Raw genomic sequence first — 14,032 nt, 5'->3', positions numbered from 1 at the left:
TATGAAAGAGAAGGGCTTCAGTCTGCTCGAACTGATGATCGCGCTGGGCGTCGCCGCGATCATCGCGACATTCGCGATTCCGGCGTATCGGACGCATGTGATGAAGGCGCATCGGCTCGATGCCGCGTCCGCGCTGCTGCGCGCGGTTCAATTCGTCGAAACGGCGCGACTCGCGCAGAGCGCGGAGCTTGACGCATCGCCCACGCTCGATGCCGGTCTCGATCGCGTGCCGGCAAACGGAGCCGCGATATACAACGTAAGCGTGCTGCCGGAATCGCCGACGAACGGCGGTTATGCCGTCGAAGCCGTGCCGGTAACCGACGGCGCAATGCATGACGACGCGTGCGGCGTGTTCGTCATCGACGCGACCGGGCTGCGCTGGAATCGTCCGCCCGCCGCGACGACGCCGCTCGATGCCGCACAGTCGGCGTCGTGCTGGGCGGGACGAAGTTGACGCTGGGTCAGAACACTGTCGGATCGACAGCGTCGTTGGACGTCTCGGGCGCGGCGTTCTTCATCTGCTGATAGATGCGCCAGCCTTCCCATCCGGCGAGCGCGAGGCCGCCCCACTTGAGCACGGGCTTCGCGCTGCTTAAGAGCTTCGTTCTCACCGGCTTGGTGAGCACGAGCGACGCGAGCGAGCCGACGACCGGATATTGCTTGAACAGCAAGCCCATATTGCCCGAGCCGAGAAGCGAACCGAGCATGCCGCCGATGCCGCCCGCCGGCGCGCCGCGCTTGCCCCAGCGGCGCGGCCCGCGACTGCCCGGCATCAGGAAACGAAGGAAACTGAAGTGCGTGACTGAGGAACGCAGATCATGAGTGGCTTGCCGCAGTTCCATGCGCTCGACATCCGCGCGGGCAATCAGCAGTTCCTTGCGCAGCGCCCGCATGTGCGGCGTGCGCAGTTTCTGCGACTTGTGGTGCTTGGGCGTCTTGAAGGTATCGTCGTGTTGGCTCATGGCGTGATTGGCGCGAGATCAGCGGAAAGTATCGCGGTCCTTGCGGAATTCGGTGAGCGTGTCGTCGAACATGTTCGGCGCGTCGCGCAGGTTGCTTCGTGCGCGCAGGCCGCAGACGATCGCTATCAGCGCATACAGAAGCGTGATGCCGCCGAGTGCCTGCCAGCGATATGTGTCCCAGAAGAAAATGGCGATCAGCACCGTCAGCGAGATGAGCGCCATCATCGCGAGCATCATGGCGGCGAGTCCGAGGAAGAGCACGCCGATGAGCCGCTCCTTTTCCTCCTGAAGCTCGATGCCGATAAGCTCGAGGCGCGTCTCGAAGATGGCGAAGGCGGAACTCAGTATGCGTCGCAACGGTCCTGGGGACGATTGCTGCGTGGGCCGTTCTGTCGTCATGGCGTGAAGGCGAGAGGCGCGTTGGTGCCGCTTTTGTAGTTCCGGTCGGCGCGAGAAGCAGCCGGCCGGTGCGAGTGTCGAGCCGCGCGCCTGGACAAGGCGCTCGCGGTTCAGTCCAGCGCGGACCGCGACAGAAAGCGAGTTAGCAATCTGCGGGCCATTCAGTGGCGATGCTGCTTATTTGCGGTTGATCAGAAGTCCGATCACCATGCCGATGCCCGCCGCGATGCCGATGGACGCCCACGGATGTTCGTGCACGTAGTCGTCGGTGGCGCGGGCGGCTTTCTTGCCGCGCTCAATCACGACGACTTGCGCGTCGGCGGCTTTTTCCTTCGCCTGCTTCAGACGCGTGAGCGCGGTCTCGCGCAATTCGGAAGCGCGTTCACCCGTGGCGGTCGCCGCTTGCTTCAAGAGATCTTCGGCGTCAGCGAGTACTGATTTGATATCCGACATGAATCGCTCCTTATTGATTTCTGACATTAAAGACTCCAATCAGTGAGGCTACGGGAATCGTAACCAAAGATGGGATCGCTGACGAGCAGGGCACGCCCTGCAATACAAAGCCGATGCAGATTCCGTTCCTACCTCGTCAATACATCGACATCGTTCTGAATGGATTCGATCTGACCCGTAAAAGTTTCAGCGCAATTATCGAAAGTTACAAGTGCGGCGCGTAAAAAGAAGAAGGGCCGGCGCATCCCGCGCCGGCCCTTCCACATGTAAATGAAGTCTGTTCAGAAAAACGCCTGGATGCCTGTCTGCGCGCGGCCGAGAATCAGCGCGTGAATATCGTGCGTGCCTTCGTACGTATTCACTACTTCGAGATTCACGAGATGACGCGCGACGCCGAATTCATCGGAAATGCCGTTGCCGCCGAGCATGTCGCGCGCGAGCCGGGCGATGTCGAGCGCCTTGCCGCACGAATTGCGCTTCATGATCGACGTGATCTCGACGGCCGCCGTGCCTTCGTCCTTCATGCGGCCGAGGCGCAGCACGCCTTGCAGGCCGAGCGTGATTTCGGTCTGCATGTCGGCGAGCTTTTTCTGAATCAGTTGATTCGCGGCCAGCGGCCGACCGAACTGCTTGCGATCCAGCGTGTATTGCCGCGCAGTGTGCCAGCACGCTTCGGCCGCGCCGAGCGCGCCCCACGAAATGCCATAGCGTGCCGAGTTCAGACACGTGAACGGACCTTTCAGGCCGCGCACGTTGGGCAACATGTTCTCTTCGGGGACGAACACTTCGTCCATCACGATCTCGCCCGTAATCGACGCGCGCAAGCCGACCTTGCCGTGGATCGCCGGGGCCGACAGACCCTTCCAGCCTTTCTCGAGAATAAAGCCGCGAATCTCGTCGCGCCCGTCCTCTTCGAGCTTCGCCCAGACGACGAACACGTCCGCGATCGGCGAATTCGAAATCCACATCTTCGTGCCGGACAGCGAGAAGCCGTTCTGCACCTTCTTCGCGCGCGTGGTCATGCTGGCCGGATCGGAACCGGCGTTCGGCTCAGTGAGACCGAAGCAGCCGATCCATTCGCCGCGCGCGAGCTTCGGCAAATACTTTTCTTTCTGCGCATCGCTGCCGAAGGTGTTGATCGGCACCATCACGAGCGAAGACTGCACCGACATCATCGAGCGATAACCCGAGTCCACGCGCTCCACTTCACGCGCGATCAGCCCGTAGCAGACGTAGTTGAGGCCCGGGCCGCCGTACTGCTCGGGAATCGTCGGTCCGAGCAGGCCCAGTTCGCCCATCTCGCGGAAGATCGCCGGATCGGTCTTTTCATCGCGAAACGCCTGCATCACGCGCGGCTGCAGCTTGTCCTGCGCGTAAGCGCGGGCGGCGTCGCGCACCATGCGCTCATCTTCGCTCAATTGCTGATCCAGCAGGAGCGGATCTTCCCAGTTGAAACGGGCGGCGTCGGCCATGTGCTATCTCCTGATTCATCGTGAAGCGCGGGGCGCTTGACATGCGTTCCGCTAAGCGAAACAATGTTTTGCAAATCAGCTTCGAGTCTATCATCCGATGTCGACGGATTCCAATCGAAATTCCTTGTGCTCCCTGCCGCACGAGAACATCGACGAGCGTAAGTTCGTCGTCGCCCTCGCGCGCGGGCTCGATCTGCTGCGCGCCTTTCGTCCCGGCGAGACGCTGCTCGGCAATCGCGATTTCGTCGCGCGCACAGGACTCGCGAAGGCGACCGTCAATCGTCTCGCCTACACGCTGACGACGCTCGGCTATCTGCGCTTCGACGAGCCTGCCGGCAAATACGCGCTCGATACGGGCGTGCTGTCGCTCGGCTTCACGCTGCTCGCGGGCGCGGACACGCTGGAACTCGCCCGTCCGCACATGCGCTCGCTCGCGCGCGAGATCGGCGCGGCGGTGTCGCTCGGCTGCCGCGACGGGCTCGACATGATCTATCTGGAAACCATCCGCAGCGAGACGGCGCTGACGCTCGGACTCGCACCCGGCTCGCGCCTGTCGATGCTCACGAGTTCGATGGGCCGCGCGTATCTCGCCGTGCAGGACGAGGCGGCGCGCGATGCGCTATTCGACGAACTTGGCAAGAACGAAGGCGAAGCGAAGGTCGATGCCGCGCGCAAGTCGATCGAGGATTTCGTGCGCGACGGCTGCTGCTACTCGTTTCGCGAATGGCACGACGACGTGAACGCCATCGCCGCGCCGTTCCGCGATCTGCGCAACGGACGCTGGCTCGTGCTGTCGAGCAGCGGGCCGGCGTCGTCGATGGGCGAAGCGTATTTCCGCGAGACGATCGGTCCGAAGCTGAAGGCGCTGGCCGCGCGTCTCGCGTAGCCGCTCAAAGCACGGTACGCACGTGCCATAGCTCTGGAAACAGCACGACATCGAGCATCTTGCGCAGATACGACGCGCCCGCCGTGCCGCCCGTGCCGCCCTTGAAGCCGATGATGCGCTCCACCGTCGTCACATGTCGAAAGCGCCATTGACGGAACGCGTCTTCGAGATCGACGAGTTCTTCGGCCATCTCGTACAGATCCCAGTGCTGCGACGGATCGCGATACACCGCGAGCCACGCCGCCTCGACGGACGGATCGTGCGTCGTCGGCTGCGTCCAGTCGCGGTTCAGGCGCGCCGGATCGATCGCGAAGCCGCGCCGCGCGAGCAGACGGATCACTTCGTCGTAGAACGAGGGCGCTTCGAGCGTCTCGCGGACCTGCGCGAGAATCTCCGGCCGATGCGCGTGCGGCTTCAACATCTGCTCGTTCTTGTTGCCGAGCATGAACTCGATTTGCCGATACTGATGCGACTGAAACCCCGACGACTGCCCGAGATACGGACGCATCGCCGTGTATTCGGAGGGCGTCATCGTCGCGAGGACGTTCCACGCCTGCACCAGTTGCTCGAAGATGCGCGACACGCGCGCGAGCATCTTGAACGCGGGCGGCAACTCATCGCGATGCACCGCCGCGAGCGCCGCGCGCAGTTCGTAGAGCGCGAGCTTCATCCATAGCTCGCTCGTCTGATGCTGCACGATGAACAGCATCTCGTTGTGATCGGGCGAAAGCGGATGCTGCGCATTCAGGATCGAATCGAGGCCGAGGTAATCGCCGTAGCTCATCGAATCGGAGAAATCGAGCTTGGCGTCGTGCCAGCCTTTTTCCTGCGTCGCGCCTTGTGCGCCGTGGCCGAAAGGGCAGCCTTGTGTAGTGCTCATGTCGACGTTCCTCTCAGGTCACCGATGCGCGCTCGGCGAACTCGGGCGCGCGCCAGCTTTCGGTCGCGAGCACGTCGCGCAGGACTTCGACGGCGTCCCAAACATCGACGAAACGCGTGTACAGCGGCGTGAAGCCGAAGCGCAGAATGCGCGGCTCGCGATAATCGCCGATCACGCCGCGCGCGATCAGCGCCTGCATCACCTCATAGCCGTGCGGATGCTCGAAGCTCGCCTGCGAGCCACGTTGCGCGTGCTCGCGCGGCGTCGCGAGCGAAAGCGGGAATTCGCCGCAACGTTCCTCGACCAGCTTGATGAACAGATCGCTCAGCGCGAGCGACTTCTTTCTGAGCGCCTGCATGTCGGTCTGCAGAAAGACATCGAGACCGCATTCGACGAGCGACATCGATACGATCGGCTGCGTGCCGCAAAGAAATCGCCCGATGCCGTCGTCCGGGCGATACACCGGATTCATCTCGAACGGCTTCTTGTGGCCCCACCAGCCGGAAAGCGGCTGCGAGAACGCGTTCTGATGGCGCTTCGGCACCCACACGAACGCGGGCGAGCCCGGCCCGCCGTTCAGATACTTGTACGTGCAACCGACGGCGTAATCCGCGCCGACGCCATTCAGATCGATCGGCACCGCACCCGCCGAATGCGCGAGATCCCAGACCGCGAGCGCGCCCGCGCGGTGAATCGTCTGCGTAAGCGTGGCCATGTCGTGCATGTACCCGGTGCGATAGTTGACGTGCGTGATCATCGCGATGGCGGTGTGCTCGTCGATCGCCGCCGGCAACTCGGACGGATCGTCGACGAGTCGCAGCTCGTAGCCGCGATCGAGCTGCTCGATCAAACCCTGCGCGATATACAGATCGGTCGGAAAGTTCGAACGTTCGGAGACGATCACGCGGCGCTTCGGATCGCGCTCGTTCGCGAGCTTCAGCGCCGCCGACAGGATCTTGAAGAGATTCGCGGAAATCGTGTCCGTGACGACGACTTCGTCCTCGCCCGCGCCGATCAGCGGCGCCAGCTTGTTACCGAGACGCTTGGGCAGCGCGAACCAGCCCGCCGTGTTCCAGCTTCGGATCAGGCCTTCGCCCCATTCGGCGGCGATCACGTCGGCGGCGCGCGCGGCCGCGGCCTTGGGCGGCACGCCGAGCGAATTGCCGTCGAGATAGATCACGCCATCGGCGAGCGCGAACTGGTCGCGCAGTGTGCCGAGCGGATCGTCGCGGTCTAGCGCCGCGGCTTCGTCACGATGTTTCATCGAAAAGTCCATAAATGTGCGGATCATCAGGAAAGCGGGCGCAGTACGGCGCGAACCGGACTTGCATCGAGTGTCGAGAATTTGAGCGGCAGCGCGATCAGTTCGTAATCGCCGGGCACGACGGCGTCGAGCACGAGGCCTTCGAGGATCGCCATGCCGTGTGCGCGGATGCGCTTGTGCGCGTCCATCGTCTTCGAATCTTGCGGATCGAGCGACGGCGTATCGATGCCGATCAGCTTCACGCCGCTTTCCGCCAGCAAGTCGATGGTTTGCGGCGCGACGGCGGTGAAGGCGCTGTCCCACGCGTCGAGCGGCGCGTTCGCGTAGGTGCGTAGCAGAATGCGCGACGGACGATCGGCGAGATGCGCGGCGACGTGCTCCGGCATCACGAGCGGCGACGCTCCGATGCAGTGCACGACCCGGCACGCGCCGATGTAAGTATCGAGCGCGACCGCGCCGATCGGCTGGCCGTGTTCGTCGTAGTGAAGCGGCGCGTCGGCGTGCGCGCCGGTATGCGGCGATAGCGTGAGGCGCGCGACGTTGACGGGCGAGCCCGCCTCTATGCGCCACACGCGCTCGATGCCGACCGGCGTATCGCCTGGCCAGACGGGCGTGGCGGTGTCGATCGGCGGAGAAATGTCCAGAAGCGTCATGACGCGCCCTAGCAGAAAGCGTGGAGATGCGTCAAATCATAGTCGTGTCATCTGGAAAAGTGCTTGCGAAATAACCACCCAAAAGTGTCGCGCTTAGAACATAATTCGATGAAACGGGCTAGGGGACTCAAAAAATGACCGGCTTCACGCTCGATGCAACGGATTGCCGAATTCTGGCGGTACTGCAGGAAGATGGACGGATCAGTAACCTGGACCTGGCGGAGCGCATCGCGCTGTCGCCGTCGGCGTGCTTGCGCCGAATGCGGCTACTGGAAGAGGAAGGGGTGATCGCGAGCTATCGCGCGTGCCTCGACCGCGAGCGGCTCGGCATCGAACTTGAGGCGTTCGTCCATGTGTCGATGCGCAACGACCAGGAAAACTGGCACGAGAAGTTCGCCGCCGCCGTCCGCGAATGGCCCGAAGTGGTCGGCGCGTTCGTCGTCACGGGCGACACGCATTACGTGCTGCGCGTGCTGGCGCACAACCTCAAGCATTACTCCGACTTCATTCTCTCGAAGCTCTACAAGGCGCCCGGCGTGATCGACATCCGCTCGAACATCGTGCTTCAGACGATGAAAGACGACGCGGGCGTGCCGGTGGCGCTGATCGAGCAGCCGGGACGCGGCCACGCGGCGTAAGTTATTCGAGCGGTCCGAGCGTGTGAAAAGCGCCCGCCTGAAAGACGAGCGGCGCGACCTGCGCCGCGTCTTCGCGCACGCCGCAGCGTTCCACTTCGCCGACGAAGATCACGTGATCGCCTTCGTCGTAGCGGCTGCGATTGTGGCATTCGAACCATGCGAGCGCGCCGTCGAGCACCGGCATGCCGGTGTCGCCGGCGGCGTGCGAAACGCCCGCGAAGCGGTCGCCCTTGACCGTCGCGAAACGCTTGCACAAGTCGATCTGCGACGCCGCGAGCACGTTCACCACGTAGTGACTATTGGCGCGGAATACCGGCATCGACGCGGATTTCGTCGCGAGACTCCACAGCACGAGCGGCGGATTGAGCGATACCGAGTTGAACGAGCTGGCGGTGATGCCGACCAACTGGCCGCTTTGGGTACGCGTCGTGATGACCGTGACGCCGGTCGCAAACTGGCCGAGCGCGGCGCGAAACGCGGTCGGATCGAAATTCGGGGTTTTGGCGCGGGTCATTGGACAGATGAGGTGTCGTGTGCTGCCGAGCCGGCCGCGCGTCGCGCTTCAGTCGGAAGAACCTTTTCGGAAATCATGTAAAAGCTGGAGATTTGTGTCGATTCTATCGGAATCGGCAGTCGACGGCCGCCGGATGACCGTACTTGCGCAGCAAGTTTTCTGCCGCCGGGCGGCTTCGAGCGCGGCGTGCGCAAACCCAGTAAGCTCGATCCGGCGCGTGCGGCGGATTGAAGAATTGGCCGGACGCATCCATATGCACGATCCGCGGCCTCGCCGCATGCACTTGATGAGGAGCTTGCCTTATGACTCAACCCGGACTTGAGACCGCCACGCTCGGCGGCGGATGTTTCTGGTGTACCGAAGCCGTGTTCCTCGCGGTGCAGGGCGTGGAGTCGGTCGAATCGGGCTACGCGGGCGGGAAGGTGGTGAATCCGTCGTACGAGCAGGTGTGCGAAGGCGACACCGGCCACGCGGAAGTCGTGAAGGTCGTGTTCGATCCGTCGGTCATCAGCTATCGAGACGTGCTGGAAATTTTCTTCGCGACGCACGATCCGACGCAGCTCAACCGGCAGGGCAACGATGTCGGCACGCAGTATCGCTCGGCCGTGTTCACGCATTCGGACGAGCAACGCAAGATTGCGCTTGAAGTCATCGACGAGCTTCAGCGCGAGGATGTCTACGGCGGCAAGATCGTCACGCAAGTCGTGCCGCTCGACGACGACTACTATCCCGCCGAGGCGTATCACCAGAACTACTTCGCGCAGCATCCGAATCAGGGCTATTGCGCGGCGGTCGTCGGGCCGAAGGTCGCGAAGTTTCGCAAGAAGTTCGTGCATCGGCTGAAGGCGTGATGCGCTTCTAGCCTTCACGCGATCCGTGCGCGCTCGCAGTGCTCCGCGATGCCGCGCGCGAGTTCGAAGCAGGTAAGCGGCGCGGAACCTTCCGCCTTGTTGTTGGCCGCGATCACGACCGGCTGGCCCGCGATCGCATATCGCGCGGCCAGTTCGGCGAGCGCATCGCGCGTGTCGAGGTCTTCGTCGACGATTCTGTCGAACGGTTCGTACTTCGCCTTCGCCTGTTCGTATTTGAAGCCGCTGTGCAGACTCCAGCGCACGACGAGCGGCCCCATCCTGTCTTCATCCAGCAGCGCGAGCGCGTTCGCCTGACGGCGCACGTCCGGCATACGCGCGTGCACGCCGATGCAATAGCGCACATTCGCCTCTCGCAGCGCGCGGATGAAGCGCGGCGTGAGCATGACGGCATCGCGGATTTCGACCGCGTAGCACGCGTCGCCTTCGAGCGGCGGCAGCGCTTGCAGAAACGCCGACAGCCGATCGATGAAGCGCGCCGGTTCGACGATCATCGCGTCGGGCAGCGGCGAGAACTGGAACACGAGCGCGCCAGCTTTCTCACCGAGTCCGCCGATGCAAGGCGCGACGAATTCGTCGATGGCGATCTGCGCGTTCAGGAACGCCGGGTTTTCCGCGTCCGGCGTGCCGCGCTCGCCGCGGATGAAGGCATCGGTGACGGAGGCGGGCGCCTTCACGATAAAGCGGAAATGCGCGGGCACCTGCGACGCGTAGCGCGCGTATTCGGCGAGCGATAGCGGCGCATAAAACGAGCGGTCGATCGACACGCTTTTCAGAAGCGGATGTGCGCCGTAAGCAGTGAGACCGTCGCGCGAAAGCTTGGTGTTCGAGTATTCATCGCCGTAGACGATGCCGCGCCAGCCTGGGAACGACCACGTCGACGTGCCGAGATGGATCGCATCGGGAAGGCGTTTTGCAAGGGCTTCGAGTTCGGGCTGGACGGGCGCGGGGAGAACGCCGCGCGCTTTGGGTGGGTTGGGTGGCTTGGGTTGCTGCGGGACTTCGGATGGAGCGGGCGCGCCGAACAGATCGGTCTGTCCGGCCGACTCATGTTGCATGGGCTGTTGAATCAGAGCGCCTTCTCATAAATATACCGCCGCGACCACGGTAGCGTTTTCGCGCTGCGTCCCGCCTTGCGGCAGATCACCTGATAGATCGACACATCGTCGTTCTCGAACGCATACGCGCAGCCCGCGAGATACACACGCCAGATGCGAAAGTGTTCGTCGTCGACGAGATTCTTCGCCGCTGCCGCGTTCTCCTCGAAGCGGTCGGCCCAGATGTCGAGCGTGCGCGCGTAGTGCCGCCGCAGGCTTTCCACGTCGATCGCTTCCAGCCCGCCGCGCTGCATGCATTCGAGCGCGAGGCTGATGTGCGGCAGTTCGCCATCCGGAAACACGTATTTGTCGATGAACTCGCCACCGCCAAGCGACGTCTCGCCGCTGTCGGCATCGGAAGAGGTGATGCCGTGATTCATCGCGATACCGTCATCGACGAGCAGTTCGCGAATCCGCGCGAAGTACTCCGGCAGATTCTTCCGCCCGACGTGCTCGAACATGCCGACGCTCGTAATGCGGTCGAACTGCCCCGGAATATCGCGGTAATCCTGCAAGCGGATTTCGATCCGGTCTTCGAGGCCCGCCGCTTTCACGCGCTCGGTCGCGAGCTTGAACTGGTTCTCCGAGAGCGTCACGCCCACGCACTTCGCGCCGAACTTTTGCGCTGCGCGAATCACGAGCGCGCCCCAGCCGCAGCCGATATCGAGCAGGCGCTGCCCCGGCTGGACCTGAATCTTCGTGAGAATGTGGTCGATCTTCTTCAACTGCGCGGTGTCGATGTCCTCGTCGCCGTTCTCGAAGTACGCGCAGGAGTACACCATGTTCTTGTCGAGCCAGAGCTGATAGAACTCGTTCGACACATCGTAGTGGTACTGAATGGCCTTCTTGTCCGACGTCTTCGAGTGATTGAAGTAACGTCGCACGCGGGCGAGCTTGCTCGCGCTCGTCACCGTGCTCTTCGCGAGCGAATAGCCGATGTTGATGATGTCCGAGAGCTTCCCTTCGATATCGATCTTGCCCTTCACGTACGCTTCGCCGAGATTGTCGAGACTCGGTTCGAGCAGATAGGGCAGCGCGGTCGCGCTCTTCACATGCAACGTCACCTGAGGCGCGGCGAACTGGCCGAAATCGTGCTGCTGGCCATCCCACAGCACGAGGCGCGCGGGCAGATTCGCCCGGTCACGCACTTCCTCAACCCACTGCGTCAGCTTCTTCTCCCAGAACATGCTTGTTTCTCCGCGCTAAAGAAAATCAAGGTGAAGGCTCGCGCCCTCATGTTCGTTGCCGTTGCGATCTCGGTTGCTGCCAATGCCCGCGCTCTTTTGACTTACGGCGCGAGTCTCATGATTCGCCACGAATCGCGCGCATCGTCCCGCGTGTAGACGATGCGGTCGTGAAGGCGCGACGGGCGTCCCTGCCAGAATTCGATGTTGTCGGGCACGAGGCGATAGCCGCCCCAGTGCGGCGGGCGCGGCGGCGCGTCGCCATACTTCGCGATCATTTCGCGCTCGCGTGCTTCCAGCGCTTCGCGGCTTTCCAGCAGCTGACTCTGATCCGATGCCCACGCGCCGATGCGCGAGCCGAGCGGACGCGACGCATAGTAGGCATCGCTCTCCTCATCGCTCGTCTTTTCGACGCGCCCTTCGATGCGCACCTGACGCTCGAGCTCGATCCAGTGGAACAACAGGCTCGCGGCGGGATTGGCGGCGAGCTCGCGGCCTTTTCGGCTATCGTAATTGGTAAAAAAAACAAAGCCACGTGCGTCAACGCCCTTGATGAGCACGATGCGCGCGGACGGACGCCCTTGCGCATCGACGGTCGCGAGCGTCATCGCATTCGGTTCGGGCAGCTTCGCATCGAGCGCCTGGGCGAACCAGGTCTGGAACTGGCTCACGGGATCGGAATCGACGTCGGCGGAGTCGAGCGCGCCGCGCGAATAGTTTTTGCGAAGGTCTGCGAGGGTCGTCATTTTTATGCAAGCGCTACAGTCGCGTCAGTATAGCCAAGGTGGAACGATCTTGCCCTGATTACCCGTGAACGCTCGAGCGGTCCGCGCGGCAAGGCGTGCGCGGCTATCACGTTCACTGTTTCGATAAGGCAGAATACGCAATTCGCCCGCATTTTGCATGATCGACCTACCGCGATCGCTCACTCGATAGCCATCTGTAAGCGTTTCTTGATGCTGCACAACATGCGCGCATTTCGGTAGCTTTTGATTGGCTTTCAACGCTTCCTTGTTTCTCACTGAACCGCACGACATGAACGCTTCATCCGAAACCACCGCGACGCCTTCCGCCGATGAAGCCGCCGACCGCGACCGCCGGTTCGGCGGCATCGCGCGCCTGTACGGCGCACCCGCGCTCGCCGCATTCGAAAAGGCGCATGTCGCGGTGATCGGCATTGGCGGCGTGGGCTCCTGGGTGGCGGAGGCGCTTGCGCGCAGTGCTGTCGGCAGGCTTACGCTAATCGATCTCGATAACGTCGCTGAAAGCAACACCAATCGCCAGATCCACGCGCTCGACGGCAACTATGGCAAGGCGAAAGTCACGGCGATGGCCGAGCGCATCAAGCGGATCGATCCGGCGTGCGAGGTGCGCGAGATCGAAGACTTCGTCGAACCCGGCAATTTCGATGCAACGCTCGGCGGCGGTTTCGATTACGTGATCGACGCGATCGACAGCGTGCGAACGAAGACGGCGCTCATCGCGTGGTGCGTGGCGCACAAGCAGGCGCTCATCACCGTCGGCGGCGCGGGCGGGCAGCTCGACCCGACGCGCATTCGCATCGACGATCTCGCGCTCACGATTCAGGATCCGCTGCTCTCGAAAGTGCGCGGCCAGTTGCGCAAGCTGCATGGTTTTCCGCGCGGCCCGAAGGCGCGCTTCAAGGTGAGCGCGGTGTATTCGGACGAGCCGCTGATCTATCCCGAGGCGCCCGCGTGCGACATCAGCGAAGGCGCCGAGCATCTGGAAACCGGCGCGAATTACGCGGGACCGGTCGGGCTCAATTGCGCGGGTTTCGGGTCGAGCGTGTGCGTGACGGCGAGTTTCGGCTTCGCGGCGGCGGCGCATGTCTTGCGCGAAATGGCGAAACGCGCCGCCTGAAACGAATTCGAAGCCGACGATCGACCGGTGATCAGTTGATGGCCGCGCTCAGCTTGCGCCGCCAGTGCGATACGAGATCGGGCTGATTCGCGGCGAGTTCGAACACGGACAGCATCGTCTTGCGGCCGACATCGTCCATGAACGCGCGATCGCGCACGACGATCGCAAGCAGTTGCTCCAGCGCGCCCGCGTAATCGCGTCCCGCGATCAGCCGGTTGGCCAGCGCGAAACGCGCGTCGAGGTCGTCGGGATTCGCGTTCACCGCGTCGATCAACGCGTCGGCGGGCGGCAGATCGGCGGCGGCATCGGCGGCGTCGAGCTCGGTTTTCAGCGCGTTGTAGCGTGCGTCGATGCCTTGCGTCGTCTTCGGCGACAGCAGTTTGTCCTCGTCCTTCGCCTCGTCGATGCGGCGCTCCGCAATCAGCCATTCGATCAGGTCTAGGCGCGCGTCGTCATAGCCAGGATCGAGCGCGAGCGCGGCCTTGATCGTGTCGATCGCGAGCTTGCGGTTGCCCGCGGCCCACGCACCTTGCGCGATGCGGCGCTCGGCATCGGCGCCAGCGGGCACGAGCCGGTCGATGAATTCGCGCAACTGGCCTTCGGGCAGCACGCCGATGAACTGATCCACCGGGCGGCCATCCGCGAACGCGACCACGTGCGGAATGCTGCGCACCTGGAAATGCGCGGCCAGTTCCTGATTCTCGTCGACGTTCACCTTGACGAGTTTCCACTTGCCGCCGGCTTCGGCTTCGAGCCGCTCCAGCATCGGTCCGAGCGTCTTGCACGGGCCGCACCACGGCGCCCAGAAATCGACGAGCACGGGCGCGAGCATCGACGCGTTGATGACATCGTTCTCGAAAGTAGCGAGGGTCGTATCCAT

General features: G+C 63.1%; 17 protein-coding genes. 5 read left to right on the top strand and 12 right to left on the bottom strand.

The window, feature by feature from the left end:
* Position 1: 1 nt before the first annotated feature.
* Complete coding sequence (locus AWB77_RS15480) at positions 2 to 454, top strand: type IV pilin protein (protein WP_061135326.1); 453 nt, start codon at positions 2 to 4, stop codon at positions 452 to 454.
* 7 nt (positions 455 to 461) lie between these two features.
* Here AWB77_RS15480 and AWB77_RS15475 read toward each other — a convergent pair whose 3' ends face one another.
* From AWB77_RS15475 to AWB77_RS15460, 4 genes are all read right to left on the bottom strand, one after another.
* Positions 462 to 962, bottom strand: a complete 501-nt coding sequence (locus tag AWB77_RS15475; RefSeq protein ID WP_061135325.1) for a DUF3318 domain-containing protein — start codon at positions 960 to 962, stop codon at positions 462 to 464.
* A gap of 18 nt (positions 963 to 980) precedes the next feature.
* Entirely contained in the window at positions 981 to 1,361 is a 381-nt protein-coding gene (locus tag AWB77_RS15470; protein ID WP_061135324.1) for a phage holin family protein, read from the bottom strand.
* A 177-nt stretch (positions 1,362 to 1,538) separates the two neighbouring features.
* Entirely contained in the window at positions 1,539 to 1,841 is a 303-nt protein-coding gene (locus AWB77_RS15465; protein ID WP_008342781.1) for an ElaB/YgaM/YqjD family protein, read from the bottom strand.
* A gap of 254 nt (positions 1,842 to 2,095) precedes the next feature.
* Entirely contained in the window at positions 2,096 to 3,286 is a 1,191-nt protein-coding gene (locus tag AWB77_RS15460) for an acyl-CoA dehydrogenase (RefSeq protein ID WP_061135323.1), read from the bottom strand.
* A 97-nt stretch (positions 3,287 to 3,383) separates the two neighbouring features.
* Here AWB77_RS15460 and AWB77_RS15455 point away from each other — a divergent pair, with 97 nt between their 5' ends.
* Entirely contained in the window at positions 3,384 to 4,172 is a 789-nt protein-coding gene (locus AWB77_RS15455) for an IclR family transcriptional regulator (RefSeq protein ID WP_061135322.1), read from the top strand.
* Positions 4,173 to 4,176: 4 nt separating this feature from the next.
* On the opposite strand, the gene kynA is transcribed toward AWB77_RS15455, so the two are convergent.
* From kynA to kynB, 3 genes are read right to left on the bottom strand one after another with little or no spacing between them, the layout of a single operon-like run.
* Entirely contained in the window at positions 4,177 to 5,052 is an 876-nt protein-coding gene (gene kynA, locus AWB77_RS15450) for a tryptophan 2,3-dioxygenase (protein ID WP_061135321.1), read from the bottom strand.
* Positions 5,053 to 5,065: 13 nt separating this feature from the next.
* On the bottom strand, positions 5,066 to 6,316 hold the full coding sequence (gene kynU / locus AWB77_RS15445; protein ID WP_061135466.1) for a kynureninase: 1,251 nt from the start codon (positions 6,314 to 6,316) through the stop codon (positions 5,066 to 5,068).
* 26 nt (positions 6,317 to 6,342) lie between these two features.
* Positions 6,343 to 6,969: an arylformamidase gene (gene kynB, locus AWB77_RS15440; RefSeq protein WP_061135320.1), complete on the bottom strand. Its 627-nt coding sequence runs from the start codon at positions 6,967 to 6,969 to the stop codon at positions 6,343 to 6,345.
* A gap of 134 nt (positions 6,970 to 7,103) precedes the next feature.
* On the opposite strand from kynB, the gene AWB77_RS15435 reads away from it, so the two are divergent.
* Positions 7,104 to 7,607, top strand: a complete 504-nt coding sequence (locus AWB77_RS15435; protein WP_061135319.1) for an Lrp/AsnC family transcriptional regulator — start codon at positions 7,104 to 7,106, stop codon at positions 7,605 to 7,607.
* A gap of 1 nt (position 7,608) precedes the next feature.
* Here the strand turns inward: AWB77_RS15435 and AWB77_RS15430 are convergent, their stop codons facing one another.
* Positions 7,609 to 8,121, bottom strand: coding sequence for a flavin reductase family protein (locus tag AWB77_RS15430; protein WP_061135318.1), 513 nt, complete (start codon positions 8,119 to 8,121; stop codon positions 7,609 to 7,611).
* 302 nt (positions 8,122 to 8,423) lie between these two features.
* Between AWB77_RS15430 and msrA the strand changes: the two genes are divergently transcribed.
* A complete protein-coding gene (msrA, locus tag AWB77_RS15425) occupies positions 8,424 to 8,972 on the top strand; it encodes a peptide-methionine (S)-S-oxide reductase MsrA (protein ID WP_061135317.1) in 549 nt (182 codons plus the stop codon).
* A gap of 14 nt (positions 8,973 to 8,986) precedes the next feature.
* On the opposite strand, the gene AWB77_RS15420 is transcribed toward msrA, so the two are convergent.
* From AWB77_RS15420 to pdxH, 3 genes are all read right to left on the bottom strand, one after another.
* A complete protein-coding gene (locus AWB77_RS15420; protein ID WP_061135316.1) occupies positions 8,987 to 10,048 on the bottom strand; it encodes a DUF72 domain-containing protein in 1,062 nt (353 codons plus the stop codon).
* Between the two features lie 11 nt (positions 10,049 to 10,059).
* The gene (locus AWB77_RS15415) at positions 10,060 to 11,274 is read right to left on the bottom strand and encodes a class I SAM-dependent methyltransferase (RefSeq protein WP_061135315.1); all 1,215 of its coding nucleotides are present in this window, start codon (positions 11,272 to 11,274) and stop codon (positions 10,060 to 10,062) included.
* A gap of 101 nt (positions 11,275 to 11,375) precedes the next feature.
* Complete coding sequence (gene pdxH / locus AWB77_RS15410; protein WP_061135314.1) at positions 11,376 to 12,017, bottom strand: pyridoxamine 5'-phosphate oxidase; 642 nt, start codon at positions 12,015 to 12,017, stop codon at positions 11,376 to 11,378.
* Positions 12,018 to 12,306: 289 nt separating this feature from the next.
* Between pdxH and AWB77_RS15405 the strand changes: the two genes are divergently transcribed.
* Entirely contained in the window at positions 12,307 to 13,152 is an 846-nt protein-coding gene (locus AWB77_RS15405; RefSeq protein ID WP_061135313.1) for a tRNA threonylcarbamoyladenosine dehydratase, read from the top strand.
* Positions 13,153 to 13,183: 31 nt separating this feature from the next.
* Here AWB77_RS15405 and trxA read toward each other — a convergent pair whose 3' ends face one another.
* Positions 13,184 to 14,032, bottom strand: coding sequence for a thioredoxin (gene trxA, locus AWB77_RS15400; protein ID WP_061135312.1), 849 nt, complete (start codon positions 14,030 to 14,032; stop codon positions 13,184 to 13,186).

This window comes from Caballeronia fortuita (assembly GCF_001544835.2).
Taxonomy (GTDB): Bacteria; Pseudomonadota; Gammaproteobacteria; order Burkholderiales; family Burkholderiaceae; genus Caballeronia; species Caballeronia fortuita.
This window is presented reverse-complemented; position numbering and strand designations above follow the sequence as displayed.